The sequence below is a fragment of the Micromonospora sp. FIMYZ51 genome, assembly GCF_038246755.1.
Lineage (GTDB): Bacteria > Actinomycetota > Actinomycetes > Mycobacteriales > Micromonosporaceae > Micromonospora.
Window position 1 is genome coordinate 5721353 of sequence record NZ_CP134706.1, and the last position, 25534, is coordinate 5746886.

The 25534-nt window shown below is 72.1% G+C and carries 26 protein-coding genes; 7 read left to right on the forward strand and 19 right to left on the reverse strand.

The features are described 5' to 3' along the window. The first annotated feature begins 65 nt into the window (after window positions 1–65). Window positions 66–389, forward strand: coding sequence for a hypothetical protein (locus QQG74_RS25515; protein ID WP_341717238.1), 324 nt, complete (start codon window positions 66–68; stop codon window positions 387–389). Window positions 390–560: 171 nt separating this feature from the next. Here QQG74_RS25515 and QQG74_RS25520 read toward each other — a convergent pair whose 3' ends face one another. The 4 genes from QQG74_RS25520 to QQG74_RS25535 all read right to left on the reverse strand — a co-directional run bounded on the left by QQG74_RS25520 (window position 561) and on the right by QQG74_RS25535 (window position 3918). Further along, window positions 561–1028 (reverse strand): ribose-5-phosphate isomerase, encoded by a 468-nt coding sequence (locus tag QQG74_RS25520; protein WP_341717239.1) that lies wholly within the window; start codon window positions 1026–1028, stop codon window positions 561–563. 69 nt (window positions 1029–1097) lie between these two features. Continuing rightward, window positions 1098–2303, reverse strand: a complete 1206-nt coding sequence (locus tag QQG74_RS25525) for a DUF1015 family protein (protein ID WP_341717240.1) — start codon at window positions 2301–2303, stop codon at window positions 1098–1100. 140 nt (window positions 2304–2443) lie between these two features. Next, window positions 2444–2770 (reverse strand): hypothetical protein, encoded by a 327-nt coding sequence (locus tag QQG74_RS25530; protein WP_341717241.1) that lies wholly within the window; start codon window positions 2768–2770, stop codon window positions 2444–2446. Window positions 2771–3294: 524 nt separating this feature from the next. After that, the gene (locus QQG74_RS25535; protein ID WP_341717242.1) at window positions 3295–3918 is read right to left on the reverse strand and encodes a disulfide bond formation protein DsbA; all 624 of its coding nucleotides are present in this window, start codon (window positions 3916–3918) and stop codon (window positions 3295–3297) included. Window positions 3919–4137: 219 nt separating this feature from the next. Between QQG74_RS25535 and pepN the strand changes: the two genes are divergently transcribed. Then, window positions 4138–6687, forward strand: coding sequence for an aminopeptidase N (pepN, locus tag QQG74_RS25540; RefSeq protein WP_341717243.1), 2550 nt, complete (start codon window positions 4138–4140; stop codon window positions 6685–6687). A gap of 134 nt (window positions 6688–6821) precedes the next feature. Here pepN and QQG74_RS25545 read toward each other — a convergent pair whose 3' ends face one another. The 14 genes from QQG74_RS25545 to QQG74_RS25610 form a co-directional block, all read right to left on the reverse strand. Then, window positions 6822–7235, reverse strand: a complete 414-nt coding sequence (locus QQG74_RS25545; protein ID WP_341717244.1) for a DUF5130 family protein — start codon at window positions 7233–7235, stop codon at window positions 6822–6824. Next, the gene (locus QQG74_RS25550; RefSeq protein ID WP_341721375.1) at window positions 7222–7506 is read right to left on the reverse strand and encodes a hypothetical protein; all 285 of its coding nucleotides are present in this window, start codon (window positions 7504–7506) and stop codon (window positions 7222–7224) included. The genes QQG74_RS25545 and QQG74_RS25550 overlap by 14 nt, the downstream gene beginning before the upstream one ends. A 70-nt stretch (window positions 7507–7576) precedes the next feature. Further along, window positions 7577–9040, reverse strand: coding sequence for an amidase (locus QQG74_RS25555; RefSeq protein ID WP_341717245.1), 1464 nt, complete (start codon window positions 9038–9040; stop codon window positions 7577–7579). A 77-nt stretch (window positions 9041–9117) separates the two neighbouring features. Next, complete coding sequence (locus tag QQG74_RS25560; RefSeq protein ID WP_341717246.1) at window positions 9118–10143, reverse strand: amidohydrolase family protein; 1026 nt, start codon at window positions 10141–10143, stop codon at window positions 9118–9120. Then, window positions 10143–10667 carry a 3-hydroxyanthranilate 3,4-dioxygenase gene (locus QQG74_RS25565; protein WP_341717247.1) on the reverse strand — a complete coding sequence of 175 codons (525 nt, stop codon included), beginning with the start codon at window positions 10665–10667 and terminating at the stop codon, window positions 10143–10145. Before QQG74_RS25565 ends, QQG74_RS25560 begins: the two co-directional genes overlap by 1 nt. After that, a complete protein-coding gene (locus QQG74_RS25570; RefSeq protein ID WP_341717248.1) occupies window positions 10660–11094 on the reverse strand; it encodes a RidA family protein in 435 nt (144 codons plus the stop codon). The genes QQG74_RS25565 and QQG74_RS25570 overlap by 8 nt, the downstream gene beginning before the upstream one ends. Before the next feature lie 127 nt (window positions 11095–11221). After that, complete coding sequence (locus tag QQG74_RS25575) at window positions 11222–11995, reverse strand: fumarylacetoacetate hydrolase family protein (protein WP_341717249.1); 774 nt, start codon at window positions 11993–11995, stop codon at window positions 11222–11224. Next, the gene (gene dmpG, locus QQG74_RS25580) at window positions 11992–13041 is read right to left on the reverse strand and encodes a 4-hydroxy-2-oxovalerate aldolase (protein ID WP_341717250.1); all 1050 of its coding nucleotides are present in this window, start codon (window positions 13039–13041) and stop codon (window positions 11992–11994) included. The genes QQG74_RS25575 and dmpG overlap by 4 nt, the downstream gene beginning before the upstream one ends. Next, window positions 13038–13967, reverse strand: a complete 930-nt coding sequence (locus tag QQG74_RS25585) for an acetaldehyde dehydrogenase (acetylating) (protein WP_341717251.1) — start codon at window positions 13965–13967, stop codon at window positions 13038–13040. Before QQG74_RS25585 ends, dmpG begins: the two co-directional genes overlap by 4 nt. Continuing rightward, on the reverse strand, window positions 13964–14758 hold the full coding sequence (locus QQG74_RS25590; RefSeq protein WP_341717252.1) for a fumarylacetoacetate hydrolase family protein: 795 nt from the start codon (window positions 14756–14758) through the stop codon (window positions 13964–13966). Before QQG74_RS25590 ends, QQG74_RS25585 begins: the two co-directional genes overlap by 4 nt. Next, window positions 14755–16236, reverse strand: a complete 1482-nt coding sequence (locus QQG74_RS25595; RefSeq protein WP_341721376.1) for a 2-hydroxymuconic semialdehyde dehydrogenase — start codon at window positions 16234–16236, stop codon at window positions 14755–14757. The genes QQG74_RS25590 and QQG74_RS25595 overlap by 4 nt, the downstream gene beginning before the upstream one ends. Window positions 16237–16256: 20 nt before the next feature. Further along, window positions 16257–17600 carry an NAD(P)/FAD-dependent oxidoreductase gene (locus tag QQG74_RS25600; RefSeq protein ID WP_341721377.1) on the reverse strand — a complete coding sequence of 448 codons (1344 nt, stop codon included), beginning with the start codon at window positions 17598–17600 and terminating at the stop codon, window positions 16257–16259. A gap of 17 nt (window positions 17601–17617) precedes the next feature. After that, window positions 17618–18925 (reverse strand): kynureninase, encoded by a 1308-nt coding sequence (kynU, locus tag QQG74_RS25605; RefSeq protein ID WP_341717253.1) that lies wholly within the window; start codon window positions 18923–18925, stop codon window positions 17618–17620. 14 nt (window positions 18926–18939) lie between these two features. After that, on the reverse strand, window positions 18940–19833 hold the full coding sequence (locus tag QQG74_RS25610; RefSeq protein ID WP_341717254.1) for a tryptophan 2,3-dioxygenase family protein: 894 nt from the start codon (window positions 19831–19833) through the stop codon (window positions 18940–18942). Window positions 19834–19980: 147 nt separating this feature from the next. Here QQG74_RS25610 and QQG74_RS25615 point away from each other — a divergent pair, with 147 nt between their 5' ends. The 3 genes from QQG74_RS25615 (at window position 19981) to QQG74_RS25625 (ending at window position 21928) form a co-directional block, all read left to right on the forward strand. Then, window positions 19981–20463, forward strand: a complete 483-nt coding sequence (locus tag QQG74_RS25615; RefSeq protein ID WP_341717255.1) for an Lrp/AsnC family transcriptional regulator — start codon at window positions 19981–19983, stop codon at window positions 20461–20463. Window positions 20464–20553: 90 nt separating this feature from the next. Next, window positions 20554–21084: a hypothetical protein gene (locus QQG74_RS25620; RefSeq protein WP_341717256.1), complete on the forward strand. Its 531-nt coding sequence runs from the start codon at window positions 20554–20556 to the stop codon at window positions 21082–21084. Window positions 21085–21184: 100 nt separating this feature from the next. Then, window positions 21185–21928 (forward strand): class F sortase, encoded by a 744-nt coding sequence (locus tag QQG74_RS25625; protein WP_341721378.1) that lies wholly within the window; start codon window positions 21185–21187, stop codon window positions 21926–21928. A gap of 39 nt (window positions 21929–21967) precedes the next feature. Here QQG74_RS25625 and QQG74_RS25630 read toward each other — a convergent pair whose 3' ends face one another. Then, on the reverse strand, window positions 21968–22501 hold the full coding sequence (locus QQG74_RS25630; protein WP_341717257.1) for an HNH endonuclease: 534 nt from the start codon (window positions 22499–22501) through the stop codon (window positions 21968–21970). A gap of 266 nt (window positions 22502–22767) precedes the next feature. Here QQG74_RS25630 and QQG74_RS25635 point away from each other — a divergent pair, with 266 nt between their 5' ends. Further along, on the forward strand, window positions 22768–23823 hold the full coding sequence (locus QQG74_RS25635; RefSeq protein WP_341721379.1) for a mechanosensitive ion channel family protein: 1056 nt from the start codon (window positions 22768–22770) through the stop codon (window positions 23821–23823). Window positions 23824–24093: 270 nt separating this feature from the next. Continuing rightward, the gene (locus QQG74_RS25640) at window positions 24094–25449 is read left to right on the forward strand and encodes an MFS transporter (protein WP_341717258.1); all 1356 of its coding nucleotides are present in this window, start codon (window positions 24094–24096) and stop codon (window positions 25447–25449) included. The last annotated feature ends 85 nt before the right edge of the window (window positions 25450–25534 follow it).

Consider the following 25534-nt stretch of genomic DNA (forward strand, 5'->3'; position numbering starts at 1 on the left):
TGGGGTGGGTGGGCGGGGTGGGCGAGCGAGGTGGGGTGGGGTGGGGTGGGAGGTACGGTCGGGGGATGGCGGAGGCGGAGCGGCGGCGGCGACGGCACCGACACCACGGCGGGCAGGAGACGGGCACCGACGAGGGTGTCCGCGCGACGACCCCGGGCGTGCACGACGGTGGTGAACCGCCACGTGGCCGCCGTACCGGCACCGCCGAGGAAGGCGAACGAGGGCTGCGCGGGCTGGTCGGCTCCGGCTCGTCACAGGTGAGCGTGACGGCGGCGATGCGGGCCCGGGACGCCGCCCGCCCCAGCGAGGACGACCTCGCCGAGGCCGCGGCCCGGCTCGTCATCGTCCGCCGCAACTGGACCCCCCGCGACGAACTACCCCGCCGCTGACCCGACGGGCGGCTCCCGACGGCGCTGACGGCACCACGGGTACGCCAGGGCAGCAGCCTCGCCCGCCCGGCCAACCGCTCCCGCAGATGCGGGACCGCGCCCGCCCGCCGGTCGGTAGCTGCTGCCCCGGGCCGCGGTCAGGGCAGGTCGGGCAGCTGCCCCGGGCCGCGGTCAGGGCAGGTCGGGCAGCTGCCCGGTCTTCTCGTACTCCGTCACCTGGGCGATCCGCCGGGCGTGCCGGTCGCTGCCAGAGAACCCGGTGGTCAGGAACGCCTCCACGATGGCGGTGGCCTCGTCGAGAGTGTGCTGGCGGGCACCGACCGCGACCACGTTGGCGTCGTTGTGCTGCCGGCCGAGCTGTGCGGTCTCCACGCTCCAGGCCAGCGCCGCCCGGACCCCGGCGACCTTGTTGGCGGCGATCTGCTCACCGTTGCCCGAGCCGCCGATGACCACACCCAGGCTGCCCGCGTCGGCCACCACACGGGTGCCGGTGTGCAGGCAGAAGGCCGGGTAGTCGTCGTCGGGGTCGTAACCGTGCGGGCCGACGTCGACCACCTCGTACCCCTGCTTGGCCAGGTGGTTGGCCAGGTGCACCTTCAACTCGAAACCGGCGTGATCGGATCCCAGGTAGACGCGCATACCGGGCAGTCTGTCAGGCCCGCCCAGCCCGCCACCGCCGGGGCGGCGCCAGACCGGACGGGCGCCAGATCACACCCCGTCCGGCAGCTCGGCGACCACCAGGCCGCCACGCGCCTTCGGGGTGAACCAGGTGCTCTTGCGTGGCATCTTCTCCCGAGCCAGGTTCACCGCGACGAAATCGTCGACGGTCACCGGCGCGATGAGCACGGCCAGCTCGGCCCGCCCAGCCCCGACCTCACCGGTCAACCAGCTCGCCGGGTAGTCACCGCCGACATAGGTGATCCGCTTGTCGCCCGGATCCAACCCGAGAGCGTCGCGCAGCAGCAACCGCTCGACCAGAGCATGATCGAGGTTCTCCAACCGGCTCGCGCCGGTGTGCGGCAGCGTCATCGCGTACGCCTGACCGGGCAGCTGGAGCACGACGGTGCCGCCGGCCGCCGGGACCTCGACCGGACCCTCGACCGGGGTGAGCTGCGCACCGACCGCGCGCAGCCGGTCCAGCAGCTCCTGCGGCGTGGTCGGCAGCTCGCTGACCAGGCGGTTGTACGGCTGGATCGCCACCGAGGCGGGCGTGGTGACCACCGCCAGGAAACGAGGCAGCCCGCCGGTCTGCGCGGCCAGGCTGCGGTGGTTGCCGTCGGCGACGACCAGCTCGCCGCCACCCGCCAGCGCAGTCAGCTCGTCCTGTGCCGGCCCGGGGCCGATCGGCCAGATGGCGTGGGTACGCCCAGCCTGGTCGGTGTCGGTCGCGGCGGGCACACCGGCCGCGTCGGTGGCCGCAGCCAGCGCGGCATGAAGTTCATCGCCCCGCCCGGTCTGCAACAGCAGCACCGGCGAGAGCAGATGACCCAGCGCCTCGGCCAGGGCGACCCGCTCACGCACCTTGGCGATGAACACGTCCTCGTTGCGGATGACCAGGCCCGGCTCGTCGGCGCGGGTGGAGATCTGATCGGTGTCGACCATGGCGAACAGCCCGTAGGCCGACTCCTCGCCCGGGGCGCTGATCCGGTACAGCACCACCACCCGCTCGGCCGGCGTGTAGCTGCCGTCGGCCTTCGCCTCGGCCAGCCGGCTCACCGCATCCGGAAGAGCGTCACTGAAAGACTTGCCGAGGCTCTCGGGAGCCCGGTGCGGCATCTCGATGCCGAGGGCACTGTGCGGGTTCGCCTCGATGATCGCGGTGATCTCCGCGTCGTCGGCGAACTCGTCGTAATTCTGCGCACCCGTGCCGCCTGTGGTGATCCAGGCCCGGGTGATCGGATGCACGACCGTCATGACCACTGACGCTACCGCCGCCCGACACTCCCCCGCCGCCGGACCCTCACCCCGCCCACTGGGTGAAAGGAAGGGCCCCCTATTAACGCCTGCGGTAGAGGAAGGGCCCCTTATTAACAGCCGCACTCGCCGGTTCGGCGCTAACTGCCGTACGCTCCGGCTCGGCGATGGCGGCCAACGGGCCTGGGCGCTGCGGCGGGGCCGCGCGGTGGGATCGCTCGCGGGCCCTGGTTGCGCAGCTCCCGGCCGGGTGGAGTCAGCTGGGAGGTGGCCGGCACCCGGGCAACGCCCACCACGCTCGGTCGCGCCGGCGGCTCCTCCGGATCGTACGGAGACCGCTCCGGCCAGGCCGTCGGCCAGCGCGAGCGGTCCGCCAACCGGTACCCGGCGACGTCCGTCCTCTCCTCCTGGCTGCGTCCCTCCTCCTGGCTGAGTAGATCGTCGACCGGCGCACGATGCTTGGCCATCCGGCACCTCCACGAGTTGCGGACTGCGGGCAGCGAGCAGCGGGCAGCGATGCGACCCGCCGGATCGCCGCGGACAACCATGCAAACGAGTCCGCGAATCGACCGGTGACGCTGCGCTCGTGCCGGCGGGTCTACCGGGGGGCGCGCTACCACCGACCCGGGCCGCGCCGCCGCCGGGCAGCACGGAGCCGCCGGGCAACGCGGAGCCGCCGGGCAACGCGGAGCCGCCGGGCAACGCGGAGCCGCCGGGCAGCACGGAGCCGCCGGGCAGCACGGAGCCGCCGGGCAGCACGGAGCCGCCGGGCAACGCGGAGCCGCCGGGCAACGCGGAGCCGCGCCGGACAGGCCATGGCTGCCGGCCCGGCGCGGCGCGGCACCCCCGCGTTGCCCGGCCGGGGCACGATCAAGCAGCGGTACGGCGCACCAGCGCGAGTGCGGGGTTAATCGCGAGTGCGGTGTTAGGCGGTGTTAATAAGGGGCCCTTCCTCTACCGCAGGCGTTAAAAGGGGGCCCTTCCTTACACCTCAGTCGAAGATGGGGTCGAGGTTGCGGCTGCGCTTCAGTTCGAAGAAGCCGGGGGTGCCGGCGACCAGCAGTACGCCGTCCCAGAGGCGGCCGGCGGCCTCGCCCTTGGGTGCCGGGGTGACCACCGGACCGAAGAAGGCCACCTGCTGGCCGTCCGGGCCGGGCGCGTGGATGACCGGGGTGCCGACCTCGGTGCCGACCGGCCGCATGCCTGCCTCGTGGCTCTCCCGCAGCGCGGTGTCGAGCCCGGTGTCGTCGGCCGCTGCGGCCAGCTCCGGGTCGAGCCCGGCGTCGGTGAGCGCCGCGGCGTACAGTTCCGGCCCGAGCTGCTCCTGGCCGAGGTGGATCCGGGTGCCCAGGGCGGTGTAGAGCCGGCCGACGGCCGCCGCGCCGTACCGTTGCTGCACCGCGATGCAGACGCGGACCGGGCCCCATCCCTTCCGCATGATGTCCTGGTACTCCTCGGGCAGTTCCCGACCCTCGTTGAGCACCGAGAGGCTCATCACGTGGAAGCGGATTTCGAGCGCACGGACCTGCTCCACCTCCAGCAGCCAGCGGGACGTGATCCAGGCCCACGGGCAGATCGGATCGAACCACATGTCGACAGCGACTCGCTCGTTCACGATGCGTTCCCTTCACGACGATGACACCGACTCAACCGGCGTGTCTCCGATCTTTGCTCCGCGCCGGCACGTGGGGGTGAGAACGGAGGCGTGACCTCGCCCACCGTTGGCGGTCCACACATGGAAGACTCAGGCGGGGGACCGGCCGCGACGAGCGGTCAACGAACGACGCGACCGAGGCGTACGGCGAGAGTGGGATGGAGACGAACAGTGCCGGGAGTGCGCAACCTGACGCAGGTCGAGGCGACCGAGCGGGCCCGCCTGCTCGACGTGATCGGGTATGACATCAGTCTGGACCTGTCCAGCGCCGTGCAAGCGGCCGGAGGTCGGACCTTCCGATCGACCACGGAGGTGCGCTTCCGCTGCATCGAGCCGGGGGCCAGCACCTTCATCGAGGTGGCCGCGGACTCGGTTCGCTCGGCGACGCTCAACGGCGCCCCGGTCGACCTGACCGACTGGTCGGCCGAGAAGGGGTTGACGCTGACTGGGCTGGCCAGCGAGAACACTCTGGTCGTCGACGCGGATTTCGCGTACTCCAACTCGGGGCAGGGGCTGCACCGCTCGGTGGACCCCGTCGACGGTGAGACGTACCTCTACAGCCAGTTCGAGACGGCGGACGCGCAGCGGGTCTTCGCCTGCTTCGACCAGCCTGATCTGAAGAGTGTCTACACCTGGCACGCCACCGTCGCGGAGCACTGGACGGTGGTCTCCAACATGCCGGTGGAGCGGGAGGAGCCGGCCGGCGAGGCGTTGAAAACCGTCCACTTCGCCGAGTCGGTGCGGATGAGCACCTACATCACCGCGCTCTGCGCCGGGCCGTACCACGAGGTCCGGGACAGTCACGACGGCATCGACCTGGGGGTCTTCTGCCGGGCCTCGATGGCGCAGTACCTGGACAGCGACGATCTGTTCCTGGTCACCAAGCAGGGCTTCGACTTCTTCCACGAGCAGTTCGGGGTGCGCTACCCGCTGGCCAAGTACGACCAGCTGTGGGTGCCGGACTTCAACGCCGGCGCGATGGAGAACTTCGGCTGCGTCACGCACGCCGAGTCGCACTACCTGTTCCGCTCGCAGGTCACCGACTTCGAGTACGAGCAGCGGGCCAACACCATCCTGCACGAGCTGGCCCACATGTGGTTCGGTGACCTGGTCACCATGCGCTGGTGGAACGACCTGTGGCTGAACGAGTCGTTCGCCGAGTGGGCCAGCCACTGGTGCAACACGCACGCCACCCGGTTCACCGAGGCGTGGACGACGTTCCTGTCCGTCCGGAAGAACTGGGGCTACCGGCAGGACCAGCTCTCCTCCACCCACCCGGTCTACTGCGAGATGCCCGACCTGGAGGCGGTCGAGGTCAACTTCGACGGCATCACGTACGCCAAGGGTGCCAGCGTGCTCAAGCAGCTGGTCGCGTACGTGGGCGAGGAGCCGTTCCTGGCCGGTCTGCGGGCCTATTTCGCCCAGCACGCATGGGGCAACGCCACCTTCGACGACCTGCTCACCGAGCTGGAGACGGCCTCCGGCCGCAAGCTGCGTACGTTCGCCACGCAGTGGCTGGAGACCGCGCAGGTGAACACTCTGCGACCGGAGCTGACGATCGGCCCGGACGGCACGTACGAGCGGGTGTCGGTCCGCCAGGAGGCGCCGGAGCAGCACCCCACGATGCGGACCCACCGCATCGGCGTCGGCCTGTACGACCTCGCCGACGGCCGGCTGGTCCGCCGCGAACGGTACGAGGTCGACATCGACGGTGAGCTGACCGAGCTGCCCGAGCTCGTCGGCGTACGCGCTGCCGACGTGCTGCTGCTCAACGACGACGACCTCACCTACACGAAGCTGCGGCTGGACGAGCGGTCGATGGCGACCGTGGTGCAGCACATCGCCGGCTTCGAGTCGTCGCTGGCGCGGGCCCTGTGCTGGACCGCCGCGTGGGACATGACCCGCGACGCCGAGCTGGCCGCCCGCGACTACGTGGCGCTGGTGCTGGCCGGGCTGCCCGCCGAGGCCGACATCAACCTGGTCACCGCCACCCTGCGCCAGGCCAGCAGCGCGCTCACCTTCTACGCCGATCCGGCCTGGGCGCCGACCGGCTGGGCCGAGCTGGCCCGCACCGCGAAGACCGCCCTCGCCGCGGCCGAGCCGGGCAGCGGCTTCCAGCTGGCCTGGGCCCGGGCTCTCGTCTCCGCCGCCCGTTCGCCGGAGGACCTGGCGATGCTGCGGGGCTGGTTGGACGGGACGCAGGTGACGGACGGGCTGACCATCGACACCGAGCTGCGCTGGAGCGTGGTGCAGGCGCTGGTGGCAAACGGTGCGGCCGGCACCGCGGAGATCGAGGCCGAGCTGGCCAACGACAAGACCTCCAGCGGCGAACGGGAGGCCGCGTACGCGCACGCGCTGCTGCCGACCGAGGCGAACAAGGCGACGGTCTGGGCCCAGCTCACCGGTCCCGATTCGCTGCCGAACTGGCGCAACCGGGCGTTGTTGCAGGGCTTCAGCCACCCGGCGCAGGTCGAGCTGACCGCGCCGTACCGGGAGCGCTACTTCGCCTCGGTGGGGCAGGTCTGGGCCAGCCGGGACAGCGAGCCGGCGCAGGAGTTCGCCATGTTGGCGTACCCGGCGTACCTGGTCGAGGAGGAGACGATCGACGCCACCGACGCCTGGCTGGCGCGGGAGGGCCACCCGGCCCCGCTGCGGCGGCTGGTCGCCGAGGGCCGCGACGGCGTCCTCCGCGCGCTCAAGGCCCGGGCCCGGGACGCCCGCAGCGCCTGACCGACGAAGCTCGGGGCCGGCGCAGGCGAACAGCCTTCACGCCGGCCCCGCCGACCGACACCGAAAGGCCCGGCAGACACCGACGAGGCCGGCTCCGCGTCGCGGAGCCGGCCTGTTCGTCGTACCTGCGGGCGTCAGCCCTTGCCGGCGTAGCGGGAAAGCTGATCGAGCCCCTGGATGATGCCGCCGGCCAGGTCACCGCCGCCGAACGAGGCCACCATCGACAGCGCGGCGAGTTTGGCGTACGTGTCCGGGATGCGCTTGCGGGCGTACCGTCCGGTGACGATCTCGAGCTGCCGCTGGTTGGGCGAGAGCGCGATCAGCACCGACCGGTCGGGCTCGGCGAGCTGCCGGTGCAGCCGCTCGGCGTGCTCCCGGACCGGCTCGTCGAGGCCGCCCACGAAGACCGAGAAGACCAGCCCGGTCGTCCGGTCGGCCAGGCGCAGCGCCTCATCGATGCGCAGCAGCTGGCGGGTCGAGAACGGCCCGTCGAGCACGTCGGGCAGGGTGTCCGTCCCGGCCTCGGCCTGCTTCTCACCAACGGTCACTTGCGCCTCCGGTTCCACCGGCCGGCGCCTCCACGCCGGCCTGCTGCTGCTTGTGGCTGGTCAGGGCCGGCGCCTGTGCCCCCGCTGCCAGCGCGGCACCGGCCGAGTCGGCCAGTTCCTCCGGTCGGCCGAGAAACCAGACCGGCGTGAAGTCGAACGGCCGGCCCGGGCGGTAACGCTTCGCACCGCCGCCACGCCCGTGGCTACCCGCGTAGACAAGGCCAGCGATCACCAGCACGACGGCTGCCGGGATGCCGACGAAGACCAGCAACGTGTCGGTTACAGACAATCCCAACGCCCCCAGGCGGAAAGAGAGACCTTCGACCGGGTCGGGTGGCTGGTCACCGCGGTGACCTCCCGACTCCGCTGTTACTCACGTTAGCGGAGCCCACGCCCCGCCAGACTGCGGGGTGGCGATCCCAACCGCCACTGGAGCGCTCCAGTTGCGCAGCGGTCGCGAGAAGTCTCGCGTCGTCGCCGTACCGCCCGCTCAGCAGCGCCCCGACCGGCAACCCCTCGGCGGTCACCCCGACCGGCAACGAGACGGACGGCTCACCCGTGACGTTGAACACCGCGCAGTACGGCGAGAACCTCCGTTGCCGGTCGAAATCCTCCTCCGGGGTACGTCCCTGCGTGAACCAGCCGATCGGGGCCTGCGGCGCCGCCAGGGTCGGGCAGAGCAGCAGGTCACAGCCGGCGGTACGGCGGGCACCGAGGCGTACCTGTGCCTGGATCTCGCCAAGGGTGGCGGTGAGGGTGCCGGCGGAGATCCCGGCCGCCCTGGACCGCATGAAGCGGGTCAACGGCAACAGTTCGTGCTCCCGCTCCGGCGGCACCGGCGCGAGCGCCAGGACGTACCAGATGATCTCGAACAGCGGCCAGACCGCTGGCCCGAGCGGCGGCGACACCTCGACCACCTCGTGACCGGCGGCGGTGAGCAGGGCTGCGGCCCGGTCCACCGCCGCGACGCAGTCCGGGTGGACCGGTTCGTCGGCGAGCATCGGGGTGGTGAACCGGCCGACCCGCAGCCGGCCCGGCGCGGCGGCGCGGGCGGCGGCCAGGTAGCCGCCGGCCGGCGGCGCGGGCGGCAGGTACGGCTCGCCCGGCATGGGCTCGGCCAGGACGTCGAGCAGCGCGGCGACGTCGGCGACGGTCCGGCCGATCGGGCCGCTGGTGGGCAGGCCGAAGGCGCCGAAGCCGAGCGGGCCGCCGGAGACCACGCCCCGGCTGGGCTTGAAGCCGATCAGGCCGCAGAGCGACGCCGGGATACGCAGCGAGCCGCCGCCGTCGGAGCCCTGGGCCACCGGCACCAGGCCCGCGGCCACCGCAGCCGCCGCGCCACCGCTGGAACCACCAGCGGTGTACGCCAGATTCCACGGATTGCGGGCCGGCGGGGCGACCAGCCCCTCGGAGTAGAGCGAGCAGCCCAGCTCGGAGGTGGTGGTCTTGCCGAGGCTGATCAGGCCGGCGGCGCGGATGAACCGCACCACGTCGGCGTCGATGGGCGGTACGAAGTCGGCGAACGCGGCCGAGCCGAAGGTGGTGCGGACCCCGGCCGTCAACGTCAGGTCCTTGATCGCGGTCGGTACGCCGTGCAGCGGACCGCGTTGCCCGGCGGGGGTCGCGTCGGCCGTCCGGGCTGCCGCACGGGCCAGCTCCGCGGTGACCGTGACGAACGCACCGACGGTGTCGCCTAGCGCGTCGACCCGCCGCAGGTGGTGCTCGACCAACTCCAGGCTGGACAGCTCGGCGCGGGTGATGGCGGCGGCCTGTTCCAGGGCGGTCAGCTCGTGCGGCTCGGCCATGCCGCCATCCTGCCCCGAGTACGCCGGTTGCACCCGTTCCGACGCGTTAACAGGGGGCCCTTCCTATGCACGAGGCATTAAAAGGGGGCCCTTCCTTTCAGGAAGCGTAGGGCGTTGTGGGAGAGCAGGTCGGCGCGTTGGGAGTCGGTGAGGAAGTCGGCCTCGTGCACCACCCGGCCCACCGGGCGCTCGCCCAGCGGGTACGGGTAGTCGCTGCCGAGCAGCACCCGGTCGGCGCCCATGGTGTCCACAAGCAGGCGCAGCGCGGGGGTGGCGAAGACCACGGAGTCGACGTAGAAGCGGTCGACGTAGGAGCTGGGCGGGGCGGCGGAGGCGCCGCGTACCAGGTCGCCCCGGCGGTGCCAGGCGTTGTCGGCGCGCCCCAGCCAGAACGGGAAGCTGCCGCCGCCGTGCGCGAAGCAGATCCGCAGGCTCGGTGGCACCCGGTCGAAGACCCCACCGAGGATCATCGACAGCACCGAGAGGTGGGTCTCCGCCGGCATTCCGGTAAGCCAACGGGCCATCCAGCGGTCGAGCCGGGGGCCGCCGGGCATGTCCCACGGGTGCACGAAGACCGGCGCGCCCACCTCGGCGCAGTGGGTCAGGAAGGTCACGATTCCGGCGTCGTCCAGGTCCCGGTCGCCGACGTGGTTGCCGATCTCCACGCCGACGTGCCCGGCCGCCAGGCAGCGGTCCAGCTCGGCGCAGGCCGCGTCCGGGTCCTGCAACGGGACCTGGCAGAACGGCAGCAGCCGGTCACCGCCGGCCGCGGTGACCTCCAGGGTGAGGTCGTTGAAGATCCGGGCCACCCGCACCGCCTGGTCGGCCGGGCGGTCGTAGCCGAAGAAGACCGGGGTGGGCGAGACCACCTGCACGTCCACGCCATCGGTGGCCATGTCGGCCAGCCGGGTCGGCGCGTCCCAGCACTCCGCGCCGATCGGCCGGAACTCGGTCTCGCCGACCATGATCATGGCGGCGCGTTCCGAGTCGACCCGCAGCCAGGGCCAGCCGGACCCGCCGCACGCCGCGGCCAGATCCGGCCAACCCTTCGGTACGACGTGCGTGTGCACGTCCACCACCGGCTGGTCAGCGAGCTGCGCCATCAGCCCTTGCCCGGGTGCAGGGCGCCGCAGTTGCCGCAGGTACGCGCCGACTCGTCGGCGTAGAACGCGCCGAATACCGGGGGCAGGTCGGCGGCGATGTCGCGGACCTGCAACTCGACCTCGTGCACCCGGTGTCCGCACTCGGGGCAGTACCACTGGAACTTCTCCAGCGTCCCCTCCGGACGTACCCGCTCGACCACCATGCCGATCGAGCCGGGCTCGGGTCGCTGCGGCGAGTGCGGCACGTTGCGCGGCAGCATCCACATCTGCCCCTCGCGCACGTGCACCGTACGCGGCCCCTGCGGGGTCATCAGGTTGATGTGCATGTTGCCCTTGACCTGGTAGAAGAACTCCTCGTACGGGTCGACGTGAAAGTCGGTGCGCTGGTTCGGCCCACCGACCACCATGACGATGAAGTCGTCGGAGCCGGGAAACATCTCCTTGTTGCCCACCGGGGGCTTGAGCAGGTGCTGGTTCTCGGCGATCCAGCCGGGAAAGCTGAACGGCTCGGCGATCTCACTCACGACTGCCTCCTGACGGAAGAAGGGCCACGGCCTGCATCTCGATCAACAGGTGCGGATGCGGCAGCTGGTGCACCGCCACGGTCGTCCGGGTCGGCCCGGTGGCGTCGAAGAACTCCGCCCACACCTCGTTGTACCCACCGAAGTCATTCATGTTGACCAGGTACGACGTCACCTGCACCAGGTCGGACAGCTCGGCGCCGACCGAGCGCAGCAGATCGCCGATGTTCTCGATCACGGCCCGCGTCTGCACCCGGATGTCCAGGTCCGTGGTACCGAACTCGTCCACCGACACGCCAGCGAAGGTGTTGTCCGGCCGCCGCGACGAGGTGCCCGACACGAAGACAAACCCACCCGCCACCTTGACGTGCGGAAACGCTCCCCGAGGCACCGCCTTCCCCGCCACCACCCGGGCACCCTCACCACTCACGACAGACCACCCCGCTGCACCGACGCGCGGACCACGACCACGGCGAGGTTCCGGGCAGCCCGCCCGGCGGAGGGATCAAGCCTGACCGCCCGGAGCCGGGTGGGCTGCCCGGAACCCCCGACCCCGATCACGCCGCAGCCTTGAGGGACGCGGTGCCGAGCTGCTCGACCACCGCACGGACCTGCGCGCCACGCCGCAGCGGCACCGCGGCCGTGGCGGCACCGGCCAGGAACACCCAGCCCTCGCGCAACCGGACCCCGTACCGCCCGGCCAGCCGGAGCCCCTCGTCCAGCGCCCGCCGAGGATCGCCGAGGATCGCCGCGGTCGAGCCGACCTGCGCCACCCGCCCGTCGACCTCAAGCAGCACACCGAGGTTCGCCAGCCCGTCCGGCACCGGGGACCACGGCCCGACCACGAACGCGGCGGCCGAGGTGTTGTCGGCGATGACGTCCGGCAGGGAGAAGGTGAAGTTGGCGTACCGGGAGTCGATCAGCTCGATCGCCGGGGCGACCGCGCGAACCGCGTCGCGGAAGTCGCCGACCGCCTCGCCCGGCTCCGGCAGCCGGTCCAGCAGGAACGCCACCTCCGGCTCGACCCGGGGATGGATGAAGTCGGCCACGTCGACCGTGCCGCCGTCGGGCACCCGCATCGCGTCGGTGAGCCGCCCCCAGATCACCTCGTCCACGCCGACCTGGGCCATCTTCGCCTTGCTGGTCAGCCCCATCTTCAGCCCGACCAGCCGCTCGCCGGAGTCGAGGCGACGCTGAACGAGGGCGCCCTGCACCGCGTACGCGGTGTCGACGTCGAGGCCGACCTCGGCGGCGAGTTGCGGGATCGCGGCGGCATGCTGCGCCGCCTCGCCCAGCCGCTCGGCGATGGCCGCGATGTCCGGCTTGTTCACTGCTGCTCCTTGAGGTCCAGCGCCACATCGACGATCATGTCCTCCTGGCCGCCGACCATCCGGCGTCGGCCCAGCTCCACCAGGATCGACCGGACGTCGACCCCGTAGCGGGCCGAGGCGCGTTCGGCGTGCCGCAGGAAGCTGGAGTAGACCCCGGCGTAGCCGAGGGAGAGGGTTTCCCGGTCGACCTGGACCGGCCGGTCCTGCAACGGGCGGACGATGTCGTCGGCGGCGTCCATCAGCGCGAACACGTCGCAGCCGTGTTTCCAGCCGTGCAGCTCGGCGACCGCGACGAAGACCTCCAGCGGCGCGTTGCCGGCCCCGGCGCCCATCCCGGCCAGGGAGGCGTCCACCCGGACCGTCCGGCCGCTGGCGGCACCGACCGGGCCGTCACCGGCGACCCGACCGTGCTCGACGGCGACCACGCTGTTGGCCACGCCGAGCGAGAGGTTGTGGTGCGCGTGGATGCCGATCTGCGTGCTCGGTTCGAGGACCTGCCGGTACGCGTCGACCCGCTGCGCCACGTCGGACGTCAGCAGCCGGCCGCCGGAGTCGGTCACGTAGACGCAGTGCGCGCCGTACGACTCCATCAGCTTGGCCTGGGCGGCCAGCCCGGCCGGATCGTTCATGTGCGACATCATCAGGAAACCGGCCACGTCCATGCCGTTGGACCGGGCCCAGGAGATGTGCTGGGCGGAGATGTCCGCCTCGGTGCAGTGGGTGGCGATCCGAACGCTTGTCACCCCGAGCGCCTTGGCCGCCTTCAGGTCGGCGATGGTGCCGATCCCCGGCAGCAGCAGGGTGGTCAGCTTGGCGTTCGTCAGCACCTCGGCCGCCGCCGAGATCCACTCCGCGTCGCTGGCCGCGCCGTGGCCGTAGTTGACGCTTGAGCCGGCCAGCCCGTCGCCGTGCGCCACCTCGATCGCGGCCACCCCCGCGGCGTCCAGCGCGGCGGCGATCGTGCGGACCTGGTCGACCGTGTACCGGTGGGCGATGGCGTGCATGCCGTCGCGCAGCGTCACGTCCTGGATGTACAGCTCCGTCATGCCAGCGCTCCCTTCGGGCGCAGGGCGACCAGCCGCTCGGCGGTGCGCAGCGCGGCCGAGGTCATGATGTCCAGGTTGCCGGCGTACGCGGGCAGATAGTGCCCGGCACCGGAGACCTCCAGGAAGACCGAGACCTGCAACCCGGTGAGGTGGCGGCCGAGCGTCGGCACGTACGTGTCGACCCGGTCGAACTGCACGTCCTGCTTGAGCCGGTAGCCCGGGACGTACTCCTGCACGTCGGCGACCATCGCCGCGACCGATTCGGCGATCGCGGCCCGGTCGGCGTCCGGGTCGGGGCAGAGGCAGTAGACCGTGTCGCGCATCAGCAGCGGCGGCTCGGCCGGGTTGAGCACGATGATCGCCTTGCCCCGGTCGGCGCCGCCGACCACCTCGATGGCCCGGGCCGTGGTCTCGGTGAACTCGTCGATGTTGGCGCGGGTGCCCGGACCGGCCGAGCGGGAGGCGATCGAGGCGACGATCTCGCCGTACGCCACCGGGGTGACCCGGCGTACCGCGGCGACGATCGGCACCGTCGCCTGGCCGCCGCAGGTGACCATGTTGACGTTCGGCTCGGCCAGGTGCTCGTCCAGGTTGACCGGCGGCACCACGTACGGGCCGAGCGCGGCCGGGGTCAGGTCCACCACGATCCGGCCGTGCGCCCGCAGCACCGCGTCGTTGTGCCGGTGCGCGCCGGCCGAGGTGGCGTCGAAGACCAGCTCGACGTCGGCGAACTCGGGCATCGCCACCAGGCCGTCGACGCCCTCGGCGGTGGTGGCCACGCCGAGCCGGCGGGCCCGGGCCAGCCCGTCGGAGGCCGGGTCGATGCCGGCCATGGCCACCATCCGCAGCGGGTCCGACAGCCGAAGCACCTTGATCATCAGGTCGGTGCCGATGTTGCCCGACCCGATCACCGCCACGCCGGTCATGAGGCGACCTCCCTGGAAAAACACGTCCGGACCGAGCCGAGGCCGGAGATCCGGGCCTCGTACGCCGCGCCCGGCGTGACCGGCACCATCGGGCCGAGCGCGCCGGAGAGCACCACGTCACCGGCGCGCAGCGGGTCACCGGCGCGGGCCATGGTGTCGGCGAGCCAGGCCAGGGCGTGCAGCGGGTTGCCGAGACAGGCCGCGCCGGCGCCGACCGACACCGGCTCACCGGCGTGTTCCAGCACCATCCCGCACAGCCGCAGGTCCACGTCGGCCAGCCGACGCGGCGATGTGCCGAGCACGAACAGCCCGCTTGAGGCGTTGTCCGCCACCGTGTCCACGATGGAGATGTCCCAGCCGGCCACCCGCGAGTCGACGATCTCGATCGCCGGCAGCAGGTGGTCCACGGCGCGCACCAGATCGGCGGTGGTCACCCGGCCGTCCGGCAGGTCGGCACCGAGCACGAAGGCGACCTCCGCCTCGACCCGGGGCGCAAGCAGCCGGTCGAGGGCCACCTCGGCGCCGTCGGGCACCGCCATCGCGTCGGTGAGCACCCCGAAGTCGGGCTCGAAGACCCCGAAGCTCTCCTGCACCACCCGGGAGGTCAGGCCGATCTTCGCGCCCACCCGGCGCTGCCCGGCCGCCAGCCACTCGCCCACCTGGCGCTGCTGCACCCGGTACGCGGCCTCGACGTCCCCCTCCGGCAGCAGCCGCCCGCGTACCGGCGGGCACGGCTTGCCGCTCTGGCGCGCCTCGGTCAGTTCCCGGGCCGCCAACTCGATATCGCTCATGACAGGTCCACGCAGACGTTTGTGAGTTCGGAGTAGAAATCGAGCGAGTGCACGCCTCCCTCGCGGCCGATGCCGGAGGCTTTCACCCCGCCGAACGGGGTACGCAGGTCGCGCAGGAACCAGGTGTTGACCCAGACGATGCCGGCGTCCAGCCGGGCCCCGGCCCGGTGCGCCCGGCCCACGTCCCGGGTCCAGACCGTCGCCGCCAGGCCGTACTCGGTGCCGTTGGCCAGCGCGTACGCCTCGTCCTCGGTGTCGAAGGGCGCCACGTGCACCACCGGGCCGAAGATCTCCTCGGTGTTGGTGCGGGCCTTCGGGCCGAGCCCGGTCAGCACCGTCGGCTGCACGTACGCGCCGCCGTCACGGGCGTCACCGAAGCGCGGTGTCCCGCCACCGGCGAGCACCTGCGCGCCCTCGGTGCGGGCCAGGTCGTAGTGGCCGAGCACCTTGTCCCGGTGACCGTGCGAGATCAGCGGCATGTTCACCGTCGCCTCGTCGGCCGGCCAGCCGTACGCCAACTCCTCGGCGCGCTTGGCCAGCCGGGCGGTGAACTCCTCGAAGACCGGTCGCTGCACGTAGATCCGCTCGGTGCAGAGGCAGACCTGGCCGCCGTTGGTGAAGCTGGAGCGCACCGAGCCGGCGATCGCCGCGTCCAGGTCGGCGTCGGCGAAGACCAGCCCGGCGTTCTTGCCGCCTAGCTCGAAGCTGACCGCCTTCACCCCGTCGGCGGCGGCCCGCATGATGGCGCCGCCGGTGGCCGACTCGCCGGTGAAGGTGATCGCGTCGACGCCCGGGTGCCGGGTGAGGAACTCCCCGGCCGAGCCGGGCCCGAAGCCGTGCACCAGGTTGAACACCCCCTCCGGTACGCCGGCCGCAGCCATCACCTCGGCGAGCAGCGTGGCCGAGGCCGGAGTCTCCTCGCTGGGCTTGACCACCACCGCGTTGCCGCAGGCCAGGGCCGGGGCGACCTTCCAGGTGAGCAGCAGCAGCGGCAGGTTCCACGGCACGATCACCGCGACCACGCCCACCGGTTTGCGGACCGCGTAGTTGAGTGCCCGGCCGCCGGTCGGGGTGACCGTGGTGAACGACTCGGTCGGCGCGGTCGCCACGATCTCGGCGAAGGCCCGGAAGTTGGCCGCGCCGCGCGGGATGTCCAGGCTCCGGGCCTGCGAGATGGCCTTGCCGGTATCGGCGACCTCGGCGGCGACCAGGTCGTCGAAGCGGCGTTCCAACTCGTCGGCGACCCGCCGCAGCACCTCGGCGCGGCCCCGCTCCCCGAGCCGGCCCCACGGGCCGCGCAGCGCCGCCCGAGCGGCGGCCACCGCGTCGTCCACCACCGACTCCGATGCCTCGACCACCTCGAACACCGGCTCGCCGGTCACCGGGGAGCGCTTGGTGAACCGACTGCCGGCCTCGACGAACTCGCCGCCGACGAAGTTGCGCAGCAGGCCGGGCCCGTCCGGTGCCCGCCCGCTCATCAGCCGGGAATCCCAGAGCGTCATCCGCGCCTCCCGCGCCCGAGCGCCACCGCCGCCCCGGCCAGCGCCGCCAGCACGCCGGCAGCCACCGCGCCGACCACCTGGTACTGCCGGCGGACCCGCCGACGCACCTGGGCGTACGGGACGGTGGAGAAGGAGACGAGTTCGTACTGGGAGACGTAGCGGCCCGGCAGCGCCCGTTCCAGGGCGTGCTCGATCTTCCTGCGGGTCCGGAAGACCGGTGAGGCCACCTTGTCCCGCATCTCCACGAAGTTGGCAAGCGCCATCCGGGCGATCGCCTCGGCGTTGTCCTGCCGGCGCTGCTGGAACAGCGGCAGCGCCGCCGCCCAGTCGTCGGCGCACTCGTCGAGGCAGCGGTCCAACTCCACCACGTCCTCGAAGGCACAGTTCGCGCCCTGGCCGTAGAACGGCACGATGGCGTGCGCCGCGTCGCCGAGCAGGGCCACCCGTCCGTTGACCTGCCACGGGTCGCAACGCACCGTGCCGAGCACGCCGACCGGGTTGTGCTGGTAGTCGTCCACCAGGTTGGGGGCGAGCGGCAGCAGGTCCGGGTAGTGCTGGGCGAAGTGCCGTCGGATCGCCGCCGGGCTGCCGAGCGAGGCGAAGCTGGCGGTGCCGTGGGTGGGCCAGAACAGCGTGCAGGTGAAGGAGCGGTCCGGGTTCGGCAGGGCGATCATCATCGAGGTGCCGCGCGGCCAGATGTGCAGCGCGCCGGGGTCCAGGGCGAAGTCGCCACCGAGCGGCGGGATGGTGAGTTCCTTGTAGCCGTAGTCGAGGAAGTCGACGCTCTCGGTGAGCAGGTCGTGTTCGAGCAGCTGCCCGCGTACCGCCGAACCGGCGCCGTCGGCGCCGAGGACCACCCGGGCGGTCTCGGTGACCGGGCCGGACGGAGTCTCGAAGGTCATCCCGCCGGTGCCCGGGTCGAGCCCGACCAGCCGGTGCTCGAAGGCGATCCGCACCCCGGGGAGCTTGGCGGCGGCCTCCAGCAGGGCGTTGTTCAACGCGCCCCGGCTGATCGAGTTGATCGCCCGGTCACCGTCGGCGCTGTACGGCTGCAACCCCGGCTCACCGACCACCGGGTGCACCATCCGGCCGCGCATCGGCAACGCGTCCGCCATCACCTGCCCGTCCAGCCCGATCCGGCGCAGCGCGTCCAGGCCCCGGTCGGAGAGCGCCAGGTTGATCGAGCGGCCCCGCTCGGGCGTGCCGGTACGCGGATCCGGCCGCCGCTCGTAGAGCGCCACCGGATAGCCCCGCCGGGCCAGGAAGCAGGCCAGCAGGCAACCGGCGAGTCCGGCGCCGACCACGGCGATCTCGTCCGCCTTGTCGTGCAGTGCGTTCATCTCGTCGCGTCCCGCGTTCATGAGGTGGCTGCCACGGTCGCGGCCAGCGCGTCGGCGACCCGCCAGCAGTCGTGGTACGTCGAGTAGAGCGGCACCGGGGCGAACCGGACGATGTCGGGTTCCCGGGCATCGGCGACCACGCCGTGTTCGTGCCGCAGCCGCTTGGTCAACTCGTTGGCGCTGCCGGTGCCGATGCGAACCGAGAGCTGGCAGCCGCGCTGGCTCGCCTCGCGCGGGGTGACCACGGTCAGCGGCCGGTCGGCGGTGACCTCGTCCAGCAGCCGCTCAAGGTAGCCGGTCAGGCGCTGGCTGCGCTCGCGCAGCGCCGGCATGCCGACGGCGTCGAAGATCTCAAGCGAGGTGCGTACCGGACCCATCGCGAAGATCGGCGGGTTGGAGATCTGCCACGCCTCGACGGTGGCCGGCGGCCGGGAGACCGGGGTCATCTCGAAACGGGTCTGCGCCGCCGTGCTCCACCAGCCCTCGAAGCGGGGCAGCGTGGGGTCGCCGTGGTGCCGCTCGTGCACGAAGACCCCGGCCAGCGCGCCGGGACCGGAGTTGAGGTACTTGTACGAGCACCAGGCGGCGAAGTCGACGTCCCAGTCGTGCAGTGCCAGCGGCACGTTGCCCGCCGCGTGCGCCAGGTCCCAGCCGACGACCGCACCGGCGGCCCGGCCGGCGGCGGTGATCGTCGGAATGTCCATCAGCTCGCCGGTCAGGTAGTTGACCCCACCGAGCAGGACCAGCGCGACGGTGTGCCCCTCGGCCGCCAGGAACTCGGTGACGTCCTCGGTCCGCAGGTTCTCCTCGCCGGGGCGGGGCTTCAGCCGGACCACCGTGGTGTCCGGGTCGAGCCCGTGGAACCGGGCCTGGCTGCGCACCGCGTAGCTGTCCGACGGGAAGGCGGTGTCCTCGATGACGATCCGGGTCCGTTCGCCGGCCGGCCGGTAGAAGCTGACCATCAGCAGGTGCAGGTTCACCGTAAGCGAGTTCATCACCACGGTCTCGGTGGGCCGGGCGCCGACCAGTCGCGCCGCGGGCGCCGTCAGCAGTTCGTGGTACGGCAGCCAGGGGCGTTGCGCCTCCAGGTGGCCCTCGACCCCGAGCCGGCTCCAGTCGTCCAGGTCGGCCAGCAGCTCGGCGCGGGTCGCCTTCGGTTGCAGGCCGAGCGAGTTGCCGGCCAGGTACGCCGTCTCGGGATAGCGTCCGCCGTCGGCCGGCGGCACGTGGAACAGGTGCCGGTGGCCCGGATCGGCGGCGTCGAGCCGGAGAGCTTCCGCCTCACCGGGGCGGGGCGGCTCGGTCTGGTCGGTCCTCGTGGTCATCTGCGCCTCCCGCCTCACATCGCCGTCCGGGCCGACCACAGCTCGGGGAAGACCACCCGGGCCATGCTCCGTTGCAGCCACGCCAGCCCGGCCGAGCCACCGCTGCCGACCTTGGCACCCATGGTCCGCTGCACCGCCTTGATGTGGTGGTGCCGCCAGTCGCCGAACTGCTCGGCCACCTCGGTGAGCGCCTCGCCGAGCAGGCGCAGGTGGTTATCCGGGCCGGGGTCGGCGTAGATCCGCACCCAGGCCGCCTCGACGGCCGGGTGCGCCTCGTGCTCGATTGCCACGTCCCGCTCCAGCAGTTCGGCGGGCAGGCCGTGTCCGTGCCGGTCGAGCAGGGCGAGCACCTCGTCCCAGACGCTCGGCGTGGCCAGCGCCTGGGTCAGTTCGGCGTACACCTCGGTCTGCCGGCGGAACGGCCGGATCAGCGCGGGGTCCCGCAGCCCGAGCAGGAACTCCAGGTGCCGGTACATGGCCGACTGGAAGCCGGAGCCCTCGCCGAGCAGGTTACGGAAGCGGTTGAAGTCGGCCGGGGTCATCCAGCGCAGGCCGCGCCAGGCGGCGTTGAGGCCCTCCAGGTGCAGCGCGGCCCGGCGCAGCGGGGCCAGCGCCGCCCACACCTGGTCCTGGCGCAGCAGCCGGGCGGTGTCCCGCAACTCGTGGCAGGTCAGCCCGAAGTACAGCTCCATGATCTGGCTGACCATCAGGAAGGACATCTCGCCCGGGTCGTCGCTCAGCGGCTCCTGCAACCGGTGCAGCGTACTGGCCTGCACGTAGGCGTCGTAGGGCACCCGCTCGGTGAAGTCAAGCGTCGGTTCGCCGCCGTTGCGGGCGGCCCGGGCCGCGCGCTGCCGGGGTGTGACCGGACGCACCACCGTCCGAGGGCGCAGCTCGGTCTGCTCCATCCGTCCGCTCCTTCCTGGGCTCACGATTCCTCATGATCTCCCGTCCGTCACGCCGGATGGAATGCCTGTTCAACGGCGCTTTGCAGGATCAACCTGCCGAACAAAAGGCGCTCGACCTGGTTGACTTGCCAGGCGTAAAGTTGAGCGGTGGACGAGATGGACTGGGCCCTGCTCCGCGAGTTGCAGGCCGACGCGCGGCTGTCGTTCAGCGAGCTGTCCCGCCGGGTGCACCTCTCCCCGCCGGCCGTGGCGGAGCGGGTCCGCCGGCTTGAGGAAACCGGTGTGATCACCGGCTACCACGCCCACGTCGACCTGACCCGCGCCGGCCGCACGGTGGTCGCGCTGATCCGGATGTCCTGTTACGGCTCCCGGTGCATCCTGCACGACCCCGACGTCGCCGGTTGGCCGGAGATCCTGGAGATCCACCGGATCACCGGTGACGCGTGCAGCGTGCTGAAGGTGGCGGCCGGTTCGATCGGCGAGTTCGAGGCGGTAATCGACCGACTCGCCCCGTACGGCCAGCCCTCCAGCACCATGGTCCTCTCCACCCCCCTCGGCTGGCGCCCCCTGACCCGGGAGAAGGAAGGGCCCCCTACTAACGCCTCCGGTAGAGGAAGGGCCCCTTCTTAACATCCGCCTCCCGGTTAGCCGAGCGGGCAGGGGGAAAGCACCGCGGGTCGCCCCAGCAGGACCGGTGCACCGGTGCCGGGAGGGAGGATCATGCGGGGTCTGCGACCGTACGGAGGCGTGCTGCACGCTTCGTCCACAATCGTCCGGCTGCTCGGCGCGTTCGTCCTGATCGGGGCGTTCGTCCTGATCGGCGCGGCACCCGCCCGAGCGGGTGACAACACCTTCGTCGAGGTCACGCCGAACAGCGTGCAGGCCGGCTCCCGGGTGCACATCCGGGCCAGCTGCGACAACGCCAACAACCGGCAGGCCGAGGTGACCTCGGACGCCTTCAACCGGGTCTTTCTGCGGCCGGACAACGGCTTCCTCACCGGCGACGTCACGGTGCCCGGCAACAAGGCGGCCGGGGACTATCCGGTGCATCTGCGCTGCAACAACGGCCAGACCGCCAGCACCACGCTCACCGTCCTGAACATGGAGCAGCCCACCAAGGGCCCGGCGACCGGTGGCGGTGGCACCGCTGGCCGGAGCACCGGCTCGATGCTGCTGCTCGGCGGGGCCGCGACGGTGGCTGCGGCGGTGGTCTTCGGGCTGTTCAGCAGCCGTCGCCGGACCGGCTCCTGACCTCATCACGGCCATGATCGGCTCCCGCGTACCCACGCCGGAACCGGGTCCGGGCTCGCGCCGGACCGCCGTACGCCGACGCAGGGCCTGGCGGCGGCGGATGGCCGCGGCGGCCCGCCGGCTGCGCCGGACCGCCGCCCAGATGGGTACGGCCAGCGTCGCCACACCCGATCCGTCGGCCGCGCCGGTGGCGGCGAGAGCGCGCCGGGTCGGGTCGACGGGGTACCGGCGGCGTTCCGGGCCGGGCCTGCCCGCGCTTGCGGTCGGCGCGCTGATGCTGCTGATCATCACGATGCTCGGCGTCGAGCGGGTGACCGGGATGAGCGTCCTGCCGGACCGCTTCATCGCCGGGTTGGTACCCCCGCCCAAGGAGTTTCCGGTGCTGCCGGCGAGCCAGCCGCTCGGCCTCGAAATCAGCTCGATCGAGCTCGAGGCCCCCGTGCACAGCGTGGGCATCGCCCCGGACGGCAGCATCGCCGCACCGACGACGGAGCGGGCCCAGGAGGCGGGCTGGTACGACCAGGGTCCGACCCCCGGTCAGTACGGTCCGGCCGTCATCGTCGGACACGTCGACACCCACACCGGCCCGGCCGTCTTCGCGCACCTGCGGGAGCTGCGAGCCGGCGACCGGGTGGAGGTGGCCCGCTCGGACGGCTCGGTGGCGATCTTCGAGGTGGACCGGGTCGGCCGGTACGACAAGGAGAAACTGCCTGCGGGCGAGGTCTTCGGCGACTTCAGCCGACCCCAGTTGCGGCTGATCACCTGCGGCGGTCGTTGGGTGGGCGGCGAGACCGGCTACGCGGACAACGTGATCGTCTTCGCCTCGCTGGTGGAGGCGCGGTGACTGCCCGCCGACCCGGCGGCCGGCGGGGTCCCGGTGCGGTCAGGCGGCCTCGGGTTCGCGCAGGTCCAGCCAGTCGGCCCAGCGTGGATCGGGGGCCCGGTGGCCGAGCACCCGCCAGGCGATCCCCTTCGGCGCGGTGGGTGGCGCGGTGAGCCGCCAACCCAACTCGGCAGGGGTCTTGTCGCCCTTCGTGTGGTTGCACCTGGCGCAGGCGGCGACCACGTTCTCCCACGCGTGCCGCCCGCCGCGACTGCGCGGGAAGACGTGGTCGATCGTCTCGGCCGGCCCACGGCAGTAGGCGCACCGCCAACCGTCCCGGGCGAAGATCGCCCGGCGGGACAGACCCACGTGGGTCCGGTACGGAACCCGGACGAACCGGGTGAGGCGAACGACCGAGGGCACCGGAAGCGCGCTGCGGGCGCTGTGCAGGATTCCCTCGCCGTCGGCGACGCAGACCGCCTTGGCGGAGAGCACGAGGATCGCGGCTCGACGGACCGACACGACACACAGCGGCTCGTAGGTGGCGTTGAGGACCAGCGCGCCGGAGCCCACTGCGGGTCGTATGTCAGGCATCGCGTCACCCTCCCGGTCAGGCGGCTGCCAACACGCCACCGCCGACCGGTGCCGGACACAGCCCTACACCACCTCCACGCCGGCCGAATCACCGACGTCCGTTGCGCCAATCGTCCCTGATCGGACCCGCGAATGCACGCACTAATCCCGGGTACCTGGCGGAGCTTTCGCCCGCCGGTGGCTCCGGCGCGGTCCGCGCCACCCGCCGGTGGGTCGATGGTGGGCCCGGCGGGGACTTGCGGTACGAAATCAGGGTGACCCTCCGCATGCCCAGCCCCGCACCAGTCACGCCGAGCCCGGCTCCGTCCGAGACACCCGAGGTGCCAAGTCCGGAGTGCCTCACCGAGAGCCTGAGCCTGTGCCGCTGGGCGTGGGACCTGACCGGCTCGGTGTGGTTCGCCGAGGGCAGTTACTGGATTCTGATCAAGCCGCTGCGGATCATCCTGATCCTGCTGCTGGCGGTGTCCGCCCGGTGGCTGGTGCACCGGACCATCCGGCGGCTCGTGCGGACCACCAGCGACGCCGGCGTACCCACGATGCTGCGTCCGCTGCGCGAGCGCATCCCGTCCGCCACCGCCGAGCCCGGCGAATTCGTCCCGGAGCGCCGCCGGCAGCGGGCCGAAGCGATCGGTTCGGTGCTGCGCAGCCTGAGTACCGCCTTCATCTTCGGCATCGCCCTGCTGATGGTGCTCAAGGAATTCAGCTTCGACCTGGCGCCGCTGCTGGCCAGCGCGGGCATCGCCGGCGTCGCCCTCGGTTTCGGCGCGCAGAGCCTGGTGAAGGACCTGATCGCCGGGCTGTTCATGCTGATCGAGGACCAGTACGGCGTCGGCGACACGGTCGACCTCGGCGAGGCGACCGGGGTGGTCGAAGCGGTCGGCCTGCGGGTCACCACCGTCCGTGACGGGCGAGGCGTGCTCTGGTACATCCGCAACGGTGAGGTCGTCCGGGTGGGCAACAAGAGCCAGGGCTGGGCGCTGGCAGTGGTCGACCTGCCGATCGGCTTCGCCAGCACCGAGGAGGCCACCGCGGTGCTGCGGACGGCCGCCGCCTCGATCGCGGTGGATCCGGAACTCGAACCGTCGGTGGTCGAGCCACCGCAGGTGCTCGGCATCGAGCAGGTCACGATGGAGGGCACCGTGATCCGGACCGTGGTCAAGACCACCGCCGACGGGCAGGCCGCCGTGGCCCGGGAGCTGCGGCGACGGCTCGCCGAGGCACTTGAGAACTCCGGCATCACGGCACGGCTGATGGCCGGGCGCGGCTTCCCCGGCGCACCTACTCCAGGGGGCACCGAAACCGGCCGGGGTGCTTCCGGATGAGCGCTACCGGCGATCGGGCGATGGAGGCGAGGCCGGTCTCGACAGGCCGTCCGACGGGGGGTCGCGACTGAGCGGCCCCTCAGGTATCGTCCGTTCGGTTCAGTCGGGGATGTGACGATCAAGCCGTTCGCCCTAGCCAGTTGTCAGACAATCGGGCAGAATCCGGTGCACGCGCTCCCCGAGCGTGGTCACGTCCTCGCTGATCCGCAGATCTGACGATGGTCCCGGGGCTGCCATCACGAGTGGCGCGCTGCCGGGGCGATGGAGGCGATGGTGTCGGACGAGCAACCTCGTCGGGAAGGACCCACCACCTTCCGGGAGGTTTTCGCCCAGAGTGAGTACCGCGCCGTCCTCGCGGCCACCACGCTGACCTGGCTCGGCGACTACGTCGCCAAGGCGGCGGTCACCCTCCTCGTCTACCGGGCCACCGAGTCCGTCGCTCTCTCCGCCACCGCGTTCGCGGTCAGCTTCCTGCCCTGGCTGATCGGCGGCCCACTGCTCGCGGCCATCGCCGAGCGGCACCGCTACCGGCAGGTCATGGTCATCTGCGACCTCATCCGCATGGCGTTCATGCTGCTCATCGCCATCCCGGGAATGCCGGTGGCGGCGGTCCTGGCGCTGATCTTCCTCACCACCCTGGCCAATCCTCCGAGCCAGTCGGCACGCTCCGCGTTGACGCCGCAGATCCTGTCGAAGGAGCGGCTCGTCCTCGGGCTCTCGCTCTTCGCCAGCGCGGGGCAGGCGGCCCAGGTCGTCGGCTACCTGCTCGGCGCCGCCGTGGCGACGGTCAACCCCTCCGCCGCGCTGCTGTTGAACGCGGGCGCGCTGGCGATGTCGGCCCTGCTCGTCCGGTTCGGCGTACGCGACCGGCCGCCGGCGATGGACAGCTCGCACCGCAGCCATCTGCTCCGGGAAACCGCCGCCGGGTTCGGACTGATCTTCCGTACCCCGGTGTTGCGGGCGATCGCCGTACTCGTCTTCAGCGCGGTGCTCTTCTCCATCGTGCCCGAGGGGCTGGCGGCGGCCTGGGCCAACGAGCACGTCGACGACGAGTTGCAGGCCGGGGCGGCCCAGGCGCTGATCATGGCCGCCAACCCGGTGGGCTTCGTGCTCGGCGGTCTGCTGGTCGGGCGGACCCTCACTCAGGCGCGCCAGCAGAGCCTGCTGCGACCGTTGGCCGTGCTCGCCCCGTTGGCGCTGGTGCCGGCGCTGTTCGACCCGCCGCCGGTAGTGGTGGCGCTGCTCGCCGCGGTCTGCGGGTTCGCGGTCGCCGGCATCATCCCGGTGGCCAACGGTCTGTTCGTCCAGGCCCTCCCCGACGGCTTCCGGGCCCGGGCGTTCGGCGTGATGGGGTCGGGCATACAGGTGATCCAGGGTGTCTCGGTGCTGATCACCGGCCTGCTCGCCGAGCGGTTCCCGATCCCACTGGTGGTGGGGGTGTGGAGCGCCGCCGGGGTGGTGCTGATGGCGTTCGTCGCCCGGCGTTTTCCGGACCCACAGACCGTCGCCGCCGCCATCGCCGCCGCCGGGCGGGATTCCCCCGGCGGTGCCGAGGCGCAGCCGCCGTCCGACGATCCGGGCCCCGGGCACGTGGGACCGGGCCGGCCGCGACACGCGGTGACCTGACCACCGGCCGTCCGGGTGACCTGACCCACCGGCCGCCGACCGTCCGGGTGACCTGAACCACCGGCTGCGCCCGCCCCGGCCCGGG